A 21,450-nucleotide genomic window follows, 5' to 3' on the forward strand; every position below is an offset into this window, starting at 1 on the left:
ATAAAAAGATTAACACTTATTAAAAATTAATAAAAGAAAATTGTTCCTTAAATGAAAATAATAATTCCAAAATTTTCCGGGTTCTGTCCTGGAGTTAAAAAAGCTGAAAAGTTATTATTTGAATTAATTAATAGATTAAATCTAAATAATAATAAAAATTATTCTAATACTTCTAACAAAAAATGTAATAAAGGAAATAATTTTCACGAAAATTATTTCCTCCTAGGACCTATTATCCATAATAAATATTATATAGAAATACTTAAAAACAAAGGATTAACCGTAATTGATGAAGATGATTTAAATTTTCTTCAAGATGAAAATATATTATTATACGAAGAAAACTTAAAAATATTTTTTAATAAGATATTAGAAAAGTATAATTTAGATTATAAATACATACCAATTATTCGAACACATGGAATTCCTCAACAATTTGAATATTTTATTCAAAAATATTTTTCAAAATATATAGATTTAACCTGTTTTAAAATAAAAAAGATACAAAATCTAATTAAAGAGTATAATAAAAAAAATTTTACCACCATTATATCGGGGAAAAAAAATCATCCAGAAGTTATATCCCTCAAAAGTTTTTCAAAAAATTATTTTATTATTGAAAGTAAAGAAGAAATAAAAAATATCTTTGAAAAAATCAAAAGCCAAAATATTAATAAAATTCTTTTAATCTCTCAAACTACTTATAACTATGATATATTTAATTTTGCTAAAAATGAAATTCTAAATTTTATTAAAGATAAAAATATTGAATTTACCTATTTTAACACAATCTGTGAAATAACTTATAATAGAGAAAAAGAAGCTCAAAACTATCTTGGAAAAGTTGATTTAATAATTATTATTGGGGATAAAACATCTTCAAATTCTATCAAACTTTATAATTTTATAAAAAACAATGAAAAAAATAATATTAAAGATAAAACGATCTTTATAGAAAGTTTTAATGATTTTTTAAGTATATTTTTAAATAATAATTTTATGACTGAAGTTAAAAATAATAAAATTAAGAAAATTATGATAATATCCTCTTCGTCTACTCCAGAAATTTTAGAAAAAGAAATAGTTAATTATTTAAATAATTTATAAATTATATTTAAAAAATACAATATATTTAAAAATATAAAAAACAAAATTGATAAAATGACATAAAGATAAATAAAAATAAATTAAATATAATTAATGGTAAAAAATATGATAGATTTTTTAAAAATAAATTTTATAGAAATATTAAACAACAATCATAATATAATTCTACTTACTATTTCTATCTTTTTCGCTGGTTTCATTGATTCAATTGCAGGTGGAGGTGGTCTTATTTCTATGCCAGCATATATTGCTTTTGGAATACCAGGACACTTTATACTTGGTACAAACAAATTTTCATCAACTTCCGGGACACTATTTGCTACTTTTAAATTTGCATATGAAAAAAAGATTCTATACAAAACTGGATTAATATCTGTATTTTTTGCATTTATTGGATCTTTAATAGGTTCAAGGCTTGTACTGCTTATACCAACTATATTTATAAAATACCTTTTAATTATACTTTTACCAATTATTACTCTTTTAAGTATAATTAAAAGAGATACCCAGCTTACAGGTTTAGTTGAAGAACCAATATTTAAAGAAAATATTAACTTTTATATAAAAGCTTCTCTACTTTGTTTTTTAATTGGAGTTTATGATGGCTTTTTTGGCCCTGCTACCGGAACTTTTATTATTCTTGTTTATAATCATATACTTAAAATTGATTTAGTACATTCTTCAGGAACAGCAAAAATAGTTAACCTTTCATCAAATGTTGCTGCTCTTATCGTTTTTCTTATTAAAGGTGTTGTTTATATTAAAATAGGTATAATATGTGCAATTGCTGGCATTATTGGAAATTTTCTAGGGGCTTCTTTTGCTATTAAAAGAGGAAGCAAAATTATAAAACCTATATATTTATTTGTTTTATTACTCTTATTTACTAAAATAATTATAGATACCTTTAAATAATATTTTGACATGTAAACCTCTAATAAAAATATTTTTAACAATAATTGATTTTCTTAAATTATTTAATTTTTAAAATTATTTTTTAATTAATTTTTTATGGATACAAATTTTAAAAATTATATAAACTTAAGTAAATACAAACAAAATATTTTATTTGCTGATTTTCATATACATTCTAAATATTCACTTGCTACATCAAAAGAAAATACTTTTGAAAATATCATAAAATCAACAATTTATAAAGGTATTTCTATTATAGGCACAGGAGATATACTTCATCATAAATGGAGAAATGAATTTATAGACCACATTGATAAAGACTCATTAATAAATGATTGCGGAATATATTTCCCTGATGATAAAAAATTAAGAAATATTTTAAGATCAATAGATACCTTCGAAAATAAGCATTTATTAAAAGAATTTATTGCTAAAAAAAACTACAAACCTTTATTCTTAATGCTTACTACAGAAATATCCTTCATATACAAAGATAAGGACAAAACAAAAAAAAATCATATTCTTCTTATCTTTTCATCATTTAAGAATGTCGAAAAATTAATCAATTTTCTTAATAATAAAAATTATAATTTAAATTCAGATGGAAGACCAACTCTAAAAATATCACCAAATATATTTTTTGATATCTTATTAGATATAGATCCTTATGTTATTATTATTCCTGCACATATATGGACACCTTGGTTTTCTACTTTGGGTTCTAAATCAGGTTTTGATTCTATGTTAGATGCTTTTGGAGAACACTTAAAATATATTAAAGCAATTGAAACTGGACTTTCTACTGATCCACCTATGCATTGGCTTTGCTCATTTTTAGATAATTTTAATTTAGTATCAAATTCAGATGCACATAACACTTCTTCAATAGGAAGAAACGCTACAATATTTTATTTAAATAAACCTTTTGAAAATATTAATTTTAAAGATATGATTTTTGCCTTAGAAAATAATTCAAATGAATTTTATGAAGAAATAAAATCAAATAAAAATATATTTTTCAGAAATAACATAAATCTTTTTGGTACAATTAATCTTTTTCCACAACTAGGGAAATACTATTTCGATGGGCACAGAAATTGTAACTTTTTTTGCTCACCTATTGATGCAAAAATTATAGAGAATAAATGTCCTTTTTGTAAAAAATCTATAACGAAAGGTGTCCTTCATAGAATATTTGAAATAAAAGATAGAAACAATCCAGAAGAAAGAAAAAATAAAAGATTTTATAAAAATATTATTCCACTGTTAGAAATTTTCGAATTAACACTTAAGAATTTTATCTCTAAGAAAAAGATTTTATTTTTTTACAACTTTTTTATCTCCAATATTGAAAGAGAGTTAGATTTACTTACATTCTATGAAAAACAAGATGTAGAAAATTTATTGTTAGAAAATATTGAAAAAATATTAAAATTTAATTTAGAATATAATATATTAACTCATAATGAACTTCAAATATTTTTTTTAGAATTTGTAAAATTAATAGATTTAATGAATAATAAAAAATTAAAAATAAATGAAGGTTTTGATGGGAAATATGGGTCAATAATAAATTAAATTTTATTTTTCTTTCATAAAAAACTTTTGTATAAGCGCTATTATAACTACTATGCATGACCCTATAATATCTGTAAATATTGATGGATAAATAAGAAATAAACCAGTTATAAAAAGAACAATAGATTCAATTCTTTTTAATTTTTTTATAAAAAAACCACTCAAAGCAGAACTAATAGATATCATTCCTAAAATAGCTGTAAAAATAGCTACTAGTGTTTGAAGAAAATTACCACTAAGTAATAAAAGTTGGGGAGATAATACAAACATATAAGGAACAATAAAAGCCCCAATTGCAAGTCTTGTAGCATTAATACCGGTTTTTAAAGGATTCGCTTTCGCTATAGCAGATCCAGCATAAGCAGCTAAAGCTACTGGTGGGGTAATATCTGCAACAATACCAAAATAGAAAACAAAAAGGTGAGCAGCAATAGGTTTTATAGAAAGCATAAGTAGTGCTGGTGCAGCAATAGTCGAAGTAATTATATAATTTGCTGTTGTTGGAACACCCATTCCCAAAATAATAGAAGTTAGCATTGCCATAACTAGTGTTAAAACTAATTGTAAAGACTTTATTAGTGACTCAGCCAAAATTTCAGGATTTGTTATATTTAAATTGATATAAACATTTTTAAAAAAATTTCCAACATTTAAAGCAACATTATTGGCAACAACTATTAGAGCACTTGCTAATTTTAACCCTATTCCAGTTTTAGTAACAACACCAACTATTATACCAGCAGTTGCACAAGCAGTAGCTACCCCTAATGCTGATCTTGCACCTTTTTCAAGTGCTTCAAAGAAATCTTTAATTGTTATTCTAGTTGACTTTCGAAGCATTGAAGCAACAATAGCAATAATAATAGATCCTAAAGCAACTAATTGTAATGAATATCCTACTACAAGAAGATAGATGATAGCTATTAAAGGTAAAAATAAATGCCCTTCCTGTATCATTATATCTTTAAATTTTGGTAATTCATTTCTAGGAAGTCCCTTTAAACCAAGTTTTTTAGCCTCAAAATGAACTCCAGCAAATACACCAATAAAATACAAACATGCTGGAATTATAGCAGCTTTAACAACTTGTGTATATTTAATTCCAAGAAATTCAGCCATTAAGAAAGCTGCTGCTCCCATTATTGGTGGCATAATCTGTCCACCAGTTGAAGCAGTTGCTTCAACAGCTCCAGCAAACTCAGGTTTATAACCAAGCTTTTTCATCATAGGAATAGTAAAACTTCCAGAACCAACTACATTAGAGACACTTGATCCTTCTACCATCCCTTCAAAAGCACTTGTAACTACTGCAACTTTTGCAGGTCCTCCAGCTGCCCATCCTGCAAGAGCATTTCCAAGATCAATAAATAGTTTTCCTACCCCTGTTTTTTCAATGAAAGCAGCAAAAAGTAAAAACATAAATAGAAATGTTGAAGAAACTCCAACAGGAATACCAAAAATCCCTTCAGTTGTAAAAAATAGGTGATTAACAAGTTGCTTAACTGTAACATTTCTATGAGCAATAAGATTTGGCATCGATTCACCAAAAAAAGCATAGAGGATAAAAATTACTGCAATTATAACCATTGGTAAACCAATAATTCTTCTAGCAGCTTCTAAAACAAGTAGTATAGCAATCCCTCCAATTATCAAATCACTAGTATATGTTATACCAGCTCTCATTACAAGATCTTTATAAAAAATTACAATATAAAACATACAAAAAAAAGCTAAAACTGCTAATATTATATCACTTGTGGAAATTCTATCTCTTCTTGATTTTTTAGAAAATGGGTAAAGCAAATAAACCAAAAGTAATATAAACGCAAGATGGACAGCTCTAGTCTGGTGGGCATCTATTCTAAAAACATTAAAAATATTTAATATTTGAAATAAGCTTAAAAGAATGCATATAATAAATATTATTTTCCCTTGTAATCCAGCCAAATTTCTATGTACAGATTCTCTATCAACTTTTTCAAGAACTCTTTGAATTTCTTCATTATTTAAACTATTTAAATCTCCCATTCTCCCACCTACCCTGCAATTTATAATAAATTCTCTATTTACCCTTAAAATACTTTTCTGCTCCTGGGTGTAAAGGAATTGATATACCAAAAAGAGCATTTTCCTTTTTTATAAATTTACCCATTTGATGAGCTGCTTCCAGTTTTTGTAAATTTTCAAAAATTGCTTTTACAATAGAAAAAACAAGATCATCTTTCATATCATCTCTTACTACAAGCATTGCTAATACAGCTAAAGTTTGAATATCAGAAGTAATTTTAGGATAAGTATCTTTTGGTATTATTGATTTAATATAAAATGGATATTTAGAAGTCAAATCTTTAACTATATTATCTGGTATAGGTATTAGCATTATATCTCTTTGAGAAGCTATATCTCTAACAGCAGCAGTTGGAAGTCCAGCTGTCAAAAAAGCCACATCAATTGTACCATCTCTTAATCCATTTGCTGCATCAGCAAATGATAAATATTGTACAGAGATATCTTTATATGTAATGCCTGCTGACAACAAAATCTGCCTTGCATTTACTTCAACACCACTACCAGCTGCACCAACTGCAACCTTCTTACCTTTTAAATCGTATATTGTTTTAATACCTTTATTTGTTAAAGTAACAATTTGAATAGTTTCAGGATATAAAGAACATAAAGCTTTCATTCCTGTAAATTTTTTATCCTGAAACAACTCTATTCCATTATAGGCATAATATGCAACATCATTCTGAACAAATGCCATTTGAACAGAATTTTCTTTTAACATATTAATATTTGCAACTGAACCACCTGTAGAAACAGCTGTTGCATTAACATTTGGAACTTTTGTATTTAAAATTTCAGCAATTGCACCACCCAAAGGATAATATGTCCCAGCTGTTCCACCTGTACCTATATTTAAAAATACTTTTTCTTGAGCAACTGAAATTAATGTAAATAATAAAACTAAAAAGATTAAAATTATGGATTTTATTTTCATAAAAACCTCCCTATAAAAATGTTATAAAATCTTCTACTTAATATTATAAAATAATTTTAAATTTTTTCAAAAAATATTATTTTTTTTTAAAAATAAAATTTTTTTATTAACAATATTGAATAATAGAAAAATAGTTTAAATATTATTTAAAATAGTTCTAAATTAATTAATTGCTACTTATTTTTATTGCTTTATATTATTTTTTTTAAAGGAGTATGTATGTTAATGAATACAATAAAAGGAAAAATCATGGTTTCATTTCTTTTTCTTTCTATATTCATTCTATTTATACTTTCTTTACTAATAATTTCATTTACAAGGAGAAATATAGAACCATATATAAATGAACTTGGTGTAGAAATAACTAAAAAAGGAGCAACTGCTATAGAAAATCTAATCTCAGGATTAATTTCTGAAATAAAAGTTATAACAACTTTGGAAGATGTTAAAAATGGAAATATCATAAAAGATGGTGTAACTTTAGATTTTTTTTCTGGATCTATATCACTAGTTAATAAAACATTAGATAATATTAAAAATAATCTCAATCCCCTCTTTGAAATTCTTTTTTATACTGATGAAAATGGAAATTTTATTACAACAACTGGTTCAATGGGAAGTGAAAAAGAAAGAGAGTTTTTTACTGAAATAATGATCAATAATAAAGAATACTTTGTAAGTGATCCACTTATTTCTAAATCAACAGGAAAAGAGGTTTTTATTATATCTCATAAAGTTGTTGATAATCAAAATAAGACTAATGGAATAATAAGTGTAAATGTCACACTTGAAAAATTTACTGAAATAGTAAATAGTATTAAAATGGGAAAATCTGGTTATGGATGGGCTATTAGTTCTGATGGAACTATATTTGCTCATAAAAATAAGAATTTTATAATGCAAAAAAATATAATAGATCTTGAAAAAGAAGGATATAAAGGATACAAAAAATTCTATGAAATCATTTCTAAAAATGATTCAGGTCTTTTCAAAATTGTTAGGCCTGATAAAGTTTCAGAAATATTGATATTTAAAAAAATTGCTTACACTAAAGGTTGGGTTATTGGAATTTCAATAGAAGAAAGAGAACTCAAAGCACCTTTATATAATCTAATTAAAATAATTGTTTTAATGCTCTTTTTTTCTATTTTTTTTATCTTTATAATTTCATCTATACTCGGTAATTTTATAACAAAAAATATTATCAAAATAGATAAGTTCTTTATTAAATTGTCAAAAGGTGAAGGGGATCTTACGAATAAAATAAAAATAAAAACAAATGATGAAATTGGTTCACTTGCATCAAATTTTAATCTATTTATTGATAAATTAAGAAATATCGTTTCTCTTATAAAAGACTCTCTTAATAAATTAAAATTAACAGGAGAAGTATTAGCAGCAAATATGATTGAAACATCTACTGCAATTCATGAAATAAGTTTAAATACTTCAAATATTAAAAATATTGCTGACAATCAAAAAGAAGTATTCGATAATTCATCTGAACTTATATTAAAAATGGTAAAAAATATCGAAGAATTAAATACTCTAATAGAAAATCAATCAATTGCTCTTGAAAAGTCGTCCTCTTCGATAGAACAAATGGTTAGAAATATTGAATCAACAACAAATATATTAGAAAAAAATTCCATATCAGTTTCAAACTTACTAAAAGCTTCGGAGGATGGTAAAAAAGGAATGGATAATCTAAACAATGTAACAAATGAAATAATAAAAAGTTCAGAAGGATTATTTGATGCTTCCGATTCAATACAAAAAATTGCTGACCAAATAAACCTTCTTGCTATGAATGCATCTATAGAAGCAGCTCATGCAGGAGAAGCCGGTAGAGGTTTCTCAGTTGTTGCCGATGAAGTTAGTAAACTTGCAGAAAGTTCTCTACAGCAAGGAAAAGACATATCTCAAAAACTAGTAAATATAAAAAATATGATAGACAAGATATCTATTTCAGTTAGAGAAGCTATAACTCTATTCGATAAAGTGTTTGAACTATCAAAAATAGTTGCGCAGCAAGAAGATATTATAAAAAGTGCTATGGTCGAACAAAATATTGGCTCATCACAAATTTTACAAGCCATTAAAGAAATAAGTAATATAACTTCAAAAATTAAAAATTTCTCCTCCTCAATGGTTGATTTAAATAATTCTATTAAAGAAAATACTGAAAAGCTAACCAAAATTACAGAAGAGGTTGATTCATCAATAAATGAAATGAATATTGGTCTTGATTCAGTCAATAAATCAATAACAAATATTGAAAAAATATGTGTTGAAAATAAACAAAATATTGAAAAGGTTGAAGAAAATGTTAAAAAATTCAAGACTGAATAATATTTAAAATCAAAATAAATCAATTATTTTTATTTTTTTGACTTGATATTTAAAAAAATTAAATTATATTCTTTTTAATGGCTTATTAAATAAATAATTTAAATTAAAAATATTTTTTCTACAATAATCTTTTCTAAAAAGTATAAGGAGAAAAAATGAGCAAAAAATATAATTATACTTATGATAATCTTGTTCAAATGGTTTATCTTACAAGTAGAAATTTTCAAGACAGAATTTCGCATAAATTCAGATCTAAAAACTCTGATAATGAATTTATAACAAAAACATATAAAGAATACTTTTATGATATATGTTGTCTTGCATATGCATTTAACAATGAAGGTATCAAAAAAGAGGATCATGTAGCTTTTTATTCAAACAATAGATATGAGTGGACATTAACTGATTTTGCTCTACTTATGATTGGTGCAGTTTCTGTTCCTAGAGGATCAGATACAACTCCAATTGAACTTAACTTTATTACAAATCATTCAGATTCTACATTTATAATTTTTGAAAACATTAAAATATTTTTAGAGTCATTTAAAATTTTTGATAATGATCTTAAAAAAAAGCTAAAAAAGATATTTATAATTGATAAGCCATTTGATATAAAATCGTATATAAATAACTTAGAAGATCCGCTTTATGAAGAAATTTACAATCAAAATGAAAATAATGTCATATATTATGATGATCTTTTCCTTAAAGGAAAAAAATTATTTGATGAAGAAATGGATCAAATAAGAAATAATAAAAAAGAAAAACAAGAATTCATAAAACTTATAGAATCTATTAATAAAGAAGATCTTGCTACAATTATTTATACTTCAGGAACAACTGGAAATCCCAAAGGAGTAATGCTAACTCATAAAAATTTTTTACATAATGTTAAAAATATTACTCCAAGAATGGAATTGGATGAAGAAAATGGAGAAGTTACTGTTTCTATATTACCTACTTGGCATGTTTATGAAAGAACTTATGAATATGTTGCTTTATCTGCAGGTACAACTTTTGTTTATTCAAATATTAAATTTTTATCTCAAGATTTAGAAAGAGAAAAACCTACTATCTTTGTTACTGTTCCAAGAATATGGGAATCCATCTATTCTAAACTTATGTCAAAAATATATGAAGGAAGCAAATTAAAAAGATATCTTTTTTATTTCTTTCTTAAAAATTCTGAAAGAAATCTATTATCAAAAAATTATTTAAAAGGATGCTATTTAATCCTTAGAAAGCAAAATTTTTTAATTAAATTTATTTTATTCTTTTTTCATTTATTAAGGTATATATTAACTTTTCCTTTTTCTAAACTTTCAAAAAAGATATTTAAACCAATTTTACAAAAAGTTGGAGGAAGATTGAAAGGAGCATTTTCTGGTGGAGGAAGTTTACCCCCATATCTTGATAATTTTTTTAATTCTATTGGTATACCATTAATTAATGCTTATGGCTTAACAGAAACTTCCCCTGGTGTTTTATCAAGAAGTTATGAAAGAAATACTCTTGGTGCAACAGGAATTCCATTTTCAGAAACATATGTCAAACTTCTTGATTTAGAAGGAAATGAAGTTAAAATGGGTCAAAAAGGAGTTTTATGGGTAAAAGGTGAAAATGTTATGAAAGGATACTATAAAAATAAAGAAGCAACAGATGCTATAATAAGTAAAGATGGTTGGTTAAATACTGGGGATCTCTGTATTCAAAGTTTTAATGGAGATTATGTTATTGTTGGTAGAGCTAAAGATACAATAGTATTATTAGGTGGTGAAAATGTTGAACCAGAACCTATTGAAAACAAACTTAAAGAAAGCGAATTAATAGATCATGCCGTAGTCAGAGGTCAAGACAAGAAAAACTTAACTGCAATTATTGCAATAAATGAAGAAGCTTTAAAAAAGCTTATGGAAAAACTTGGATTTTCAAAAAAAGAGATTGAAGAAAACATCAATAAAGATGTAATAGACCATCCAACAATATTTGATATAATTAAAAAAGAAGTTAATAAACTAATATCAAAAGAACATGGATTTAAACCTTTTGAACAAATTTCAAAAATTTTGCCAATAAAAAATAAATTTCAAATCGGGCAAGAATTAACACAATCACTAAAAATAAAGAGAAAATACATTGAGGAAAAATATAAAGAATTTATAAAAAAATATTTAGATAAGGAAGAAAAAAAGAATAAATAAAAAAAAATTTATAAAACTATAAGAAAAAAATAAAATAAATAATTTCTAAATATCAATTAATTTTTTTATAAACCTTTTATATTTTAGTCCATACTTTGTTATCTTACCATTTATAGCATTTGTTGGGCAAATATTTATACATCTATAACATGCTATGCAATAATCACTATTCAATATTAAATTTTTTTCTATCATTTTTACCTTATTAATTTTTAAATTATTAATTTTTATTCTTTCCCCCTCATCTTCAATAATATAGCTATTATTTTGATTATTTTTAATTTGATTATTTTTATGAAAATATTTAATAATAATCGCATTAGTTGGGCATAAATTTAAACAATTAAAACACAATGTACACAATTCTGAAATTATATATTTTTTAAACATTTTTATAAAAATATTTTTATTATTAAATATACTTTGCATTAAAATAATGTAAGGATAAGTCAAAAAATTTATTAAATTTTTAAAGAATCTATTAATTGGATTATTTTGACTAAATTTAATATTCTTTTTATCTAAGTCAAAATTACTAATAAAACTTAAATCTTTACTATTTTCAGGTAGTTTTTCAATCAAATAATTGGTCAAAAAATATATAAATTTATCCCTTACTCTTCTAAATGATTTTTTAGATGGATAACCTTTTGATATCAAAGGATTAAATTTTAATCTTAAGGCAGGGTGACTGTCTTCAAAATGAAGAGATTCAAAAAAAATAACATTAAAAGCTTTATAATTTTTTTTAATATAGTAAGCTATATTTGATGGAAGCCCCCCATCTGTTGTTAAAATTATCAAATCAATCTTTTGTTGAAAATAAATCAAATATTTTTCAATTAATTTTAGTAAAGCCAATATTAGTTTAGGTGGTTGATAAAAATAAACCGGAAATGATAAAATTAAAAGTTTTGATTTTGATATTTCATCCAATAAGTTAAATAATGAAATGTTTCCATTTGTTAAAAAAGAATCATTTTCATGATTTTCATTTATATTTAAACCTTTTAAAAAATAAAAAAAATTTTCATTTATCCTATAAGAAAAAAAATCATCAAAATAATTTTCTATTTCTAATTTCTCTACATTTATAACTTCTAATAAAGGATAGTTTGAATTTATATCACCCATAGTATTTGAGATTTTACTTAAAAATCCATCTTTAATATATTTGCCAAAATAGTAGGAAATAATTTGCACCATTGTTTTCGTATTACCTGTGCCAGAAAAATAAATCCAATTGATTTTCATTAATAAATTATTTAATTTTTCTCTAAATACCATAATAAATATTTTTTATATATTTTTATAATATATTAACTTAAAAAAATATTATAATAAAAACTATTGAGAGGAAAATTTCTATCACTTCCAAATGACTTTCTTGAAAATTTTAGTAATGGGGGAGCCTGTTTTCTCTTATATTCATTTTTAAAGATTAATTTTATTGTATACATAACAGTTTCTCTATCAAAACCCATACTTATTATTTCTTCATGATCCTTATTTTCTTCTAAAAAATAATAAATTATTAAATCAAGGATATCATAAGGTGGCAAACTATCTTGATCTTTTTGGCCATGTCTTAATTCTGCTGATGGGGCCTTTTTTATTATATTTTCAGGGATTATTTCTTTCTTCTCTTTTATTATCTCTGAAATATTAAAAAATCTTTTATTTTTAATATGAGCTTCTATAAATTCATAATCATTATTTATAAAGTTTGCTAACTTATAGACTAAAGTTTTATAAATATCTCCTAGAACACAAACTCCACCTGTTATATCTCCATACATTGTGCCATAACCTGTTGCAACTTCACTTTTATTGCTTGTGTTTAATAAAAAATACCCAAATTTATTGGAGAAAGCCATTAATATATTTGCTCTAATTCTTGCTTGAATGTTTTCCTCTGTTACATCAAAAGGTTTCCCTAAAAAATAGGGGTTTAATTCATTTAAATAAGTTTCATAAATAGTATTAATATTTATTTTATCACATTTTATTCCCAAATTACTTGCAAGATTAAATGAATCCTTAAAAGATCCTTCAGATGAAAATGGAGAAGGGAGAGTATATGAATAAACATTTTCAGGGCCAAAGGCTTTTGTTGCTATGTACCCAACAAGTGCAGAATCTATGCCTCCAGACAATCCAACACAAACTTTATTGAAACCTGAATTATTTACATAGTTCTTAACTGAAAATATCATTAAGTTATGAAGCTTAAATAAAATTTCTTCATCAAACTCAGGAAACTTGGAAATATTTCCAAATCTTTCAAAATTCACATAATATTCTGAAGATAAACTTATTTTTTCCTCTAAATTAGACAATTTTATAAATTCAATATTTTTACCCTCAGGATTATAAAAACTCAATCCTTCATCTAAATATGGAGTTACAATTATCTTATTTTCTTCTTTTATATAAAAGTTAGTTTCACAGTCAAAAACATTTTGATCAAATACTCCACCAATAGAACATTGAATGTATATTTCAGAAACATATTTTTTAATACTTTCAATAAATTTTTTTATATCATTATCTTTATAATAATTATAAGGAATAGGTAAAAGATTAACAATAAAAGATTGTTTTGTTTCTCTAAAAAAACTTTCAAGATCAATATTCAAAGTTTTATTTAAAATTAGAAAAATTTGAAAATTATCAATTTTAACAAATGAATTTTCATTTAATTTTTGTTTAATTTCTCCATTTTTTATTATTAAAACCGAATCTTTAAATTTACAACCTTGATAACAAAATGGGAGTGGCAAAATAATGTAAAGATTTTCAAAATTTCTTGAATAGGATAAGATTCTCGAAATACTATTTTCAATTTTTTCTTTAAATACAGAATATAGTGTTAAATCACCAGGATCATAACCTGTCATAAAATATTGAGGAAAAATCAATAACTGTGAATTTTCTTTATTTGCTATTTCTATAAACTTATTAATAAGCTGACAATTTTTATCAATATCAAGATAAAAAGGAATTCCTTGAGCAATAGCTATTTTCATATACTACTCCTCAAAAAAGTTATCCTCTTTTTAATAATTATAATATTTTTATTTTTTTTATCCATTTTTAATATTTTTTTTATTATCTTCTTATAATTAAAATAACTATAAATTTTTTAAAATAACAAAAAATATTTTTAAGTTGTAATTTTTATGTTAAATTATATATAAGATCTAAAAGGAATGCTTTATGCTTAAAATTGCTTTAATAACAGTTGGTGATGAATTAATATCAGGAAAAATATTGAATTCTAACTTAAAAGAAATAGCTGAAATTCTCTTATCTGAAGGAATTAAAATAGATTCACAATTTGTAGTAGGTGATAATGAAGATAAATTAGTTGAGGTCCTTAACTTTTGTATTAAAAAATTTGATATAGTTATAGTTTCTGGGGGACTCGGTCCAACTTCTGACGATATTACAAGGTTTGCAGCTTCAAGATTTTTCGAAAAACCATTAAAGAAAAGTGAACATGCTTATGAAAACCTTATTAGATTTTATAAAAATAGGGAAATGCCTGACTCAAACTTAATTCAAACTTTAATCCCCGAAGGCTCTACGCCAATAGAAAATAAATTGGGAACTGCTGCAGGTTTTTACTACTTTTATAATAAAACTCACTACTATTTTATCCCAGGAGTTCCAAAGGAAGCTATCGAAATGTTAAAGAGCTACATAATAAAAGATATAAAAGAAAAGTTTAATATTAATAATATGATCCATAACTTCTCTTTGTTTTTATCTTTAATATCTGAGTCAAAAACATATGATATCTTATCCAACTACAACAAATATGATGAGATAAAAATCTTATTTAATCCAGGATTCTATCCATCACATAACTTTATCAAAATAGTTTTTAATTTCACTTTAAATAATTCTTCTATTAATATAGAAAATTCTCTATTAAATTTTTTGGATTACATAATAAATAATTTAAAAAATAAAATATTTTTTTACTCATTTGATAAAAATTTTTTAACAAACATATCAAAGAATTCTAACAATGATCAAAATATTTACAAAAATTTTTACTTTAAAATAGTAAATTTAAATAAAAATTTTCAAATTTTAAATAAAATTTTTTATGAAAAATTTATTTTATTTCTTGATAATAAAAATTTAATTAACAATGAAAATTTTAATAGATATGAATATTTTAAATCCATATTATATAATAATCAAGAATTACTACCTGCATACATTGCTATTGAATTATTAAAAAATTTTAATTATACCATATCAACTGCTGAAAGTTGTACAGGAGGATTAATAGGTTCTAAACTAACTAATATAAGTGGATCTTCAGAAGTTTTTAAAGGGGGAATAATTGCATATTCAAATGAAATAAAAAAAGAGATATTAAAAATTAAAGATGAAACATTAATGAAATTTGGTGCTGTATCAAAAGAATGTGTTAAAGAGATGGCAGAAAATGTAAAAAATATTTTCAAAAGTGATGTTTCTATAGCAGTAAGTGGAATTGCAGGTCCAACTGGAGCAACTCCAACTAAAGAAACAGGCCTTGTATATTATTGTATAAATATTAAGGATAATTATCAATTATTTGATTTTATTTTTCCTTTTGATAGAATAATAAATAAAGAAAGATTTGCAAATACTGGGATTTTATTAATTATATCTATCTTAGAGGAATTTTTGCAAAAAAATAATTAAATGATCTATTTACTTTAATTCTAAGAAAGATGTTTAAAAAATTAATATTTAAATTTTTAAATTACATTTTGCTTGAAAGAAATTATTCAAAAAACACTTACCTTTCATATAAAAATGATCTAGAGGATTTTAATGATTATTTAAATGCAAGATTAATTATATCAAATACTCAAAGAAGTGAAGATGATTCTAACTCATCAGAAATGATAAAAAAAGTAGATATTAATCTTATATCAGAATATTTTAAAACACTTAAAGATAAAGGTTGCAATTCAAGAACAATTGCAAGAAAATATTCTTCACTCAACTCATTTTACAAATATCTCTTAGAAAATAATTATATAGAAAAAACTCCCTTTGAACTTTTTGAATATCCTAAAATAAACATTTCACTTCCTGAATATTTAGAATATGAAGAGTTGGAAAAGTTACTTGAATGTATAGAAAAATTAATTAAAAAAGAAAAAAACAAAAATAACTCTAAAAATAATTTATTAAATGAGATCAGAGATAAGGCTTTGTTTGAATTTATGTATTCCACAGGGGTAAGAGTCTCTGAGGTATGTGAATTAAAAATAGATAACATTAATATAGAAGAGTCTTTTTGTATAATTTTTGGGAAAGGTAAAAAAGAGAGAATTATTCCTTTTGGAGATAAAGCAAAAAAAGACCTACAGGAATATATACAAAACATAAGACCAATATTAAATAAAAAAAATAAAAGTTATCTTTTTCTTTCAAGAAATGGAGATAAACTATCAAGAATAACTATATGGAAAAACTTAAAGAAATATGGAAAAATTTCAGGTCTTAAAAAGAATCTTTACCCTCATATCTTAAGACATACTTTTGCAACACATCTTATATCAAATGGTGCAGATATAAGGTTTGTCCAAGAATTACTTGGACATGAATCTATTTTAACAACTCAAATATATACACATCTTGATACTAAAACTCTTGTTGAATTTTACAAAAAATACTCTTTTAGATAATATTGCAACTACTTTTTATAAATCAAATAATATTGAACAATTATAGGAAGTATCATAACTGAACCTTTTTTAATTGCCCCATATATATTTAAATAATAATTTCCAGGTTCAGGAAGTTTTACATATATTCTCCATCTAAACATATTATCTTCTTTTAATACAAATACTGTAGGTTTATTATTAATTTTTTCAAACTTATCTCTTGAAAGAAGTTTAGCAGTTATCTCCAAATTATCTAAAGGTGTTGAAAAACCTATTGTCAATTCATTCTCTGAGGTTTGAATCCTTGAGTATGGGTGACTGGGGGAAGTCAATTTAAGCTTAAAAAATTGAGGCCACACATATAAAAGATTAAAAAAAGTCTGCAAATCAATTTTATTTGGAACTAATTGCCAAAAAGGATCTTCTGGAAAATGGGTATACAATAACTTATCTGGATCAGGACAAAAATAGAACTCTTCATATTCTTTCTTAAATGAAAACCCATCCGTATAACCTGCACCCCATGTAGCATCAATAAGGTACCATTTATTATTAATATTTATTGCATTCCAAACATGGTTATTTTTTGGAATACCAGTATTAGAAGGATCATATTTATAATCCTTAGCAAAACCTTTTATAATTTCGCATTTTATATTTGCAATATCACACATTTTCTTAAACAAAGAAGCATATCCACTACATACTCCCTTTCTATTTTGAAATGTAGAATCCGCATCATAATTTGAGACAAAACCCGGATAAAGCCCATAAACATCATAAGAAATATTATCAGTTATCCAAATCCATAATGCTCTGGCTTTTTCAAGATCATTTTTTGATGTTGCAACAAGATATTTAGTTAAAATTTCTATATCTGAAGAGTATTGAGAAGGCACATTTCTTGCATAATTATCTATAGAAGAAAAATTTGATGGATCAAAATTTTGATAGGAATAAAATAAAAAGATAAAAAAAATCAAAATTAAACTTAAAGTAAACTTTTTAAAATTTACTTTCATATCTACCCCACAAAAGATCAGTTAAATTTTGATAATAATTTCTTTAAATCATCAATTGTAAAAGGTTTCGCAATGCTATCATTAAAACCAAAATCTTGGGGATATTTTAATACATTATCATCACTGTAACCTGTCATTGCAATAGCAATAACATTCTTATCAAACTTACGAATTTCTTTAATTGTATCTTTACCACCTAGACCATCTCTAATAGTTAAATCAAAAAGTAAAAAATCAAAAGGTTTATTTTTATCTTTTTCTTCATAAAATAATTTTATGGCACTATTTCCTTCTGAAACAGAAAAAACTTCAAATCCTAGCTTAGAAAGCATTTTTTTTAAAATATTTAATATAACTTCTTCATCATCAAGAACTAAAATTTTTTTAAACTCAAAATTTGATTTAATTAACAGATCTTTGCTTTTATTCTGCTCCTGTGATTCTTTTTTAACTGGAAGATAAATTTTAAAAGTAGCACCTTTACCCTCTTCAGAATCAAACTCTATAAAACCACCATGCCTATTTATTATAGATTGACATAAAGGAAGACCAAGTCCATTCCCTGAACTTTTTGTAGTAAAGAAAAGATCAAATATTTTATCCTTTATTTCTTTTGAAATACCTGGCCCATCATCACTAATAGATATTTTAATATAATTTCCATCCCATATAGAATCTTTACTTTTAGGAAAAGAAACATTAGATAAACTAACAGTTATAGTTCCTTCATTTTCCATAGCTTGAATTGCGTTAATAACAATGTTTTGAATAACTTGAGAAATTTGTATCTCATCAATATCAGCCATATCTATATTATTATCAAAATTATATTTAACATTAACCTTTGTTCCACTGATTGTAAATTGTACTGTATCTTTTATTAATTTTTCTATAGATTGTACTTTAGTCTTAAATCCCCCACCTTTAGCAAATGTCATTAATTGTCCCGTTAAACCTTTTGCTCTTTCTAATGAAAGTAATGAATTATAAAGATAATTCTTAATTTCAGAAATATTTTCTGACTCTTTAGCAAGTTCAATATATCCATAGATTCCTTCAAGAATATTATTAAAATCATGAGCAATTCCTGCTGCTAGAATACCAATTGATTCGAGTCTTTGGGATTTCTGTATATGATCCATTAATTTTATTTTTTCTGTTATATCTCTAAATACTAAAATAACTCCAAAAATATTACCATTATTATCCAGTATTGGAGAAGCACTATCCTCTATAATATATTTTTTACCGTTTTTTGAAATAAGAATTTGGTTATTTGCTATTTGTGAAACTTTTTTTGTTTTTAATACTTCAAAAATAAGATTTTCAGATATTTCTTCTCCTGACTCTTTTTTAAGCATAAGTATTTCATTGATATTCTTTCCTATTGCTTCATTTTCCTCATAGCCAGTTAAAAATAAAGCTGTTTTATTAATTAAAGTTATTATTCCATTAGTATCTGTAACAATTACTGCATCATCAATACTTTGTAAAGTTATTTTTAACTTTTCTTTTTCTTCAAAAAGTTTTTCTTCAATTTTTTTTCTATCAGTTATATCAAGTACTGTAGTTAGTCCAGCTGGTCTACCTTTATAGCTTATAGTTTGGCTAACTATATAAACCCACCTAATTTGTCCACTTTTATCAAATATTCTAACTTCATAATTTTCTTCACCACCTATACCAGAAAGTCTTTTTTTTGCTCTACTTAAAATAAGATCTAAATCTTCTGGATAACAAATGTCCCAAAACTTCATATTCATTGCTTCATTCAAATTATAACCAGTCATATTTAAAGCAGCTTTATTTACATAAATAAACTTATCATCTTGGTAAACCATTATCCCTGTTGGACTTGCTTCAGCAAAGGTTCTAAATTTTTCTTCACTTTCTTTTAGTGCTTGTTCTATTTTTTTCTTTTGATCAACATCTCTAACTATTGCAAGAATTCTATCTTGCCCTCCAATTTTAATTTTTTTTAATGTTACCTCCTCTAAAAAAATTGAACCATCTTTCTTTCTACCAATCCATTCAAATGTAACAATATTACCATTTAAAGTCTGCTGAATTCTTTCTAAAGCAGTATTTTGATCATAACCATTAGAACTCAAACTTAAATCTTCAATTTTGCATTTCAATATTTCTTCTTTAGAAGAAAATCCATAAGTTTTAACAGCTTGTAAATTGCAATCCAGAATATCGCCGTCTAAATTATGGATAAAAATTGAATCAGAAATATAATCGAATATGTCTCTGAATTTTTCTTCACTTTCTTTTAGAATTCTCTCTTTTTCTTTTAATTCAGTAATATCTCTAAACAATTCAATAGCTCCAAATAAATTACCTTGTTCATCAAATATAGGGTTAACTTTTATCCATAAAAAAGTTTCTTTTTTACTTAATGGATGAATAAATTTAGTTTCAGCAGTTAAAGTATTTTCTTCTCTTTTAATGTTGGTATAATATTCTATTATCTTCTCATCAAAATTAAAATAGAGATCTATTAAAAGTGGTCTTCTGATTTTATAAATTGCATAGGAATATTCATAATTACCTTTCCCAACAATATCTTCATTTTTGACACCTGTAAATTTTTCTATTGCTTTATTCCAAAAAATTACTTTACCATCAGTATCTATACCAAAAGCAGGATCAGGTAAATCTTTAATAATTCCACTAAAGTTTATATTCATAATTAATATTATTAATAAGAATTCTTTTTATATAAGAGAATCAAAATGTTTAACAATTATTTTATAAATAATAATTAATTATTCCATATAAATAATTTATTCAAAATCTTTATATTTAAATTATAATATAATAAAATTATTCTTTTTCAATTTTATTTTTAAAAATTTTTAAATTTTTAACTTGACTATTTGGTATTTTGGTATTATATTACCTATATATAAGAAAAACTTATATTAAATTTAAATTATTTTTTTTATTAAAAATTTATTTATTAAAAAATTTTATATTAAATAAAACAATACTAAAAGCTATATGAAAAAAAATAGTATATTATATTTTTCAGATGCTACCATGCTTGCAATTCATTCTATATCAATGCTTACCAAGAATTTTGAAAAAGATAAAAATAGTTTTTTAACAACAAAAGAAATAGCATCTACTTTAGGAGCAAGCGAAAACCATCTCTCTAAAGTTATGCAGGTGCTCTCAAAACATGGATATATAGAATCCATAAAAGGTCCTTCAGGTGGTTTTAGATTGAAAAAAGATCCTAAAAGTATAACTATAAAAAATATTATTGAACTCATCGAAGGGCCTATATCTTATAATTTCTGTCCATTTTTTAAAAATTGTCCAACTAATAATTGTATTTTAGGAAATGAAATAATAGAGCTTTCCCATAAAATTTTGGAATTATTAGACAATATTACTATTTTAGAAGCTTCAAGAAAATTTAAATTAAACACTAATTAATAAATATATTTCTTTATCAAATTATTTTAATTATAGATTATTTTAATTTTAAAATAAAAAATTATTAATAAAAAATTTAATATGGTTTTTTATATTTAAAAAATATAGGTATTATAATACCATAATGCTAATATATATATAAG

14 protein-coding genes are annotated in these 21,450 nt (G+C 24.0%); 8 read left to right on the forward strand and 6 right to left on the reverse strand.

From position 1 onward, the window contains the following. The first annotated feature begins 51 nt into the window (after positions 1-51). The 3 genes from N3A58_04815 (at position 52) to N3A58_04825 (ending at position 3,600) form a co-directional block, all read left to right on the forward strand. Positions 52-1,107 (forward strand): hypothetical protein, encoded by a 1,056-nt coding sequence (locus tag N3A58_04815; protein ID MCX8058713.1) that lies wholly within the window; start codon positions 52-54, stop codon positions 1,105-1,107. Positions 1,108-1,212: 105 nt separating this feature from the next. Next, complete coding sequence (locus N3A58_04820; protein ID MCX8058714.1) at positions 1,213-2,022, forward strand: TSUP family transporter; 810 nt, start codon at positions 1,213-1,215, stop codon at positions 2,020-2,022. Positions 2,023-2,118: 96 nt separating this feature from the next. Beyond that, the gene (locus N3A58_04825) at positions 2,119-3,600 is read left to right on the forward strand and encodes an endonuclease Q family protein (GenBank protein ID MCX8058715.1); all 1,482 of its coding nucleotides are present in this window, start codon (positions 2,119-2,121) and stop codon (positions 3,598-3,600) included. Positions 3,601-3,603: 3 nt separating this feature from the next. On the opposite strand, the gene N3A58_04830 is transcribed toward N3A58_04825, so the two are convergent. Then, a complete protein-coding gene (locus N3A58_04830; GenBank protein ID MCX8058716.1) occupies positions 3,604-5,628 on the reverse strand; it encodes a TRAP transporter permease in 2,025 nt (674 codons plus the stop codon). 34 nt (positions 5,629-5,662) lie between these two features. Further along, on the reverse strand, positions 5,663-6,601 hold the full coding sequence (locus N3A58_04835; protein ID MCX8058717.1) for a TAXI family TRAP transporter solute-binding subunit: 939 nt from the start codon (positions 6,599-6,601) through the stop codon (positions 5,663-5,665). Positions 6,602-6,820: 219 nt separating this feature from the next. On the opposite strand from N3A58_04835, the gene N3A58_04840 reads away from it, so the two are divergent. Further along, positions 6,821-8,953, forward strand: coding sequence for a methyl-accepting chemotaxis protein (locus tag N3A58_04840; protein ID MCX8058718.1), 2,133 nt, complete (start codon positions 6,821-6,823; stop codon positions 8,951-8,953). 155 nt (positions 8,954-9,108) lie between these two features. Further along, the gene (locus N3A58_04845) at positions 9,109-11,154 is read left to right on the forward strand and encodes an AMP-binding protein (protein ID MCX8058719.1); all 2,046 of its coding nucleotides are present in this window, start codon (positions 9,109-9,111) and stop codon (positions 11,152-11,154) included. 45 nt (positions 11,155-11,199) lie between these two features. Here N3A58_04845 and N3A58_04850 read toward each other — a convergent pair whose 3' ends face one another. Next, positions 11,200-12,408 (reverse strand): 4Fe-4S binding protein, encoded by a 1,209-nt coding sequence (locus tag N3A58_04850; GenBank protein MCX8058720.1) that lies wholly within the window; start codon positions 12,406-12,408, stop codon positions 11,200-11,202. 65 nt (positions 12,409-12,473) lie between these two features. Next, the gene (nadE, locus tag N3A58_04855; protein MCX8058721.1) at positions 12,474-14,183 is read right to left on the reverse strand and encodes an NAD(+) synthase; all 1,710 of its coding nucleotides are present in this window, start codon (positions 14,181-14,183) and stop codon (positions 12,474-12,476) included. Positions 14,184-14,373: 190 nt separating this feature from the next. Here nadE and N3A58_04860 point away from each other — a divergent pair, with 190 nt between their 5' ends. Both N3A58_04860 and N3A58_04865 read left to right on the forward strand, forming a co-directional pair. Next, a complete protein-coding gene (locus N3A58_04860; GenBank protein ID MCX8058722.1) occupies positions 14,374-15,861 on the forward strand; it encodes a nicotinamide-nucleotide amidohydrolase family protein in 1,488 nt (495 codons plus the stop codon). A gap of 29 nt (positions 15,862-15,890) precedes the next feature. Further along, positions 15,891-16,856, forward strand: a complete 966-nt coding sequence (locus tag N3A58_04865; protein MCX8058723.1) for a tyrosine recombinase — start codon at positions 15,891-15,893, stop codon at positions 16,854-16,856. A gap of 8 nt (positions 16,857-16,864) precedes the next feature. Here the strand turns inward: N3A58_04865 and N3A58_04870 are convergent, their stop codons facing one another. Further along, on the reverse strand, positions 16,865-17,860 hold the full coding sequence (locus tag N3A58_04870; GenBank protein MCX8058724.1) for a hypothetical protein: 996 nt from the start codon (positions 17,858-17,860) through the stop codon (positions 16,865-16,867). A gap of 17 nt (positions 17,861-17,877) precedes the next feature. Beyond that, positions 17,878-20,553 (reverse strand): PAS domain S-box protein, encoded by a 2,676-nt coding sequence (locus N3A58_04875; protein ID MCX8058725.1) that lies wholly within the window; start codon positions 20,551-20,553, stop codon positions 17,878-17,880. 313 nt (positions 20,554-20,866) lie between these two features. On the opposite strand from N3A58_04875, the gene N3A58_04880 reads away from it, so the two are divergent. Next, a complete protein-coding gene (locus N3A58_04880) occupies positions 20,867-21,307 on the forward strand; it encodes an Rrf2 family transcriptional regulator (protein ID MCX8058726.1) in 441 nt (146 codons plus the stop codon). Positions 21,308-21,450: the final 143 nt, after the last annotated feature.

The sequence above is a fragment of the Spirochaetota bacterium genome (genome assembly GCA_026415295.1).
In the GTDB taxonomy this organism is placed as follows: domain Bacteria; phylum Spirochaetota; class JAAYUW01; order JAAYUW01; family JAOAHJ01; genus JAOAHJ01.

Coding starts and splice junctions, on each gene's coding strand:
- N3A58_04880 (MCX8058726.1), top strand. CDS start 20,867: ATGAAAAAAAATAGTATATTATATTTTTCAGATGCTACCATGCTTGCA.
- N3A58_04835 (MCX8058717.1), bottom strand. CDS start 6,601: ATGAAAATAAAATCCATAATTTTAATCTTTTTAGTTTTATTATTTACA.
- N3A58_04850 (MCX8058720.1), bottom strand. CDS start 12,408: ATGAAAATCAATTGGATTTATTTTTCTGGCACAGGTAATACGAAAACA.
- N3A58_04820 (MCX8058714.1), top strand. CDS start 1,213: ATGATAGATTTTTTAAAAATAAATTTTATAGAAATATTAAACAACAAT.
- N3A58_04825 (MCX8058715.1), top strand. CDS start 2,119: ATGGATACAAATTTTAAAAATTATATAAACTTAAGTAAATACAAACAA.
- N3A58_04830 (MCX8058716.1), bottom strand. CDS start 5,628: ATGGGAGATTTAAATAGTTTAAATAATGAAGAAATTCAAAGAGTTCTT.
- N3A58_04845 (MCX8058719.1), top strand. CDS start 9,109: ATGAGCAAAAAATATAATTATACTTATGATAATCTTGTTCAAATGGTT.
- nadE (MCX8058721.1), bottom strand. CDS start 14,183: ATGAAAATAGCTATTGCTCAAGGAATTCCTTTTTATCTTGATATTGAT.
- N3A58_04865 (MCX8058723.1), top strand. CDS start 15,891: ATGTTTAAAAAATTAATATTTAAATTTTTAAATTACATTTTGCTTGAA.
- N3A58_04875 (MCX8058725.1), bottom strand. CDS start 20,553: ATGAATATAAACTTTAGTGGAATTATTAAAGATTTACCTGATCCTGCT.
- N3A58_04860 (MCX8058722.1), top strand. CDS start 14,374: ATGCTTAAAATTGCTTTAATAACAGTTGGTGATGAATTAATATCAGGA.
- N3A58_04870 (MCX8058724.1), bottom strand. CDS start 17,860: ATGAAAGTAAATTTTAAAAAGTTTACTTTAAGTTTAATTTTGATTTTT.
- N3A58_04815 (MCX8058713.1), top strand. CDS start 52: ATGAAAATAATAATTCCAAAATTTTCCGGGTTCTGTCCTGGAGTTAAA.
- N3A58_04840 (MCX8058718.1), top strand. CDS start 6,821: ATGTTAATGAATACAATAAAAGGAAAAATCATGGTTTCATTTCTTTTT.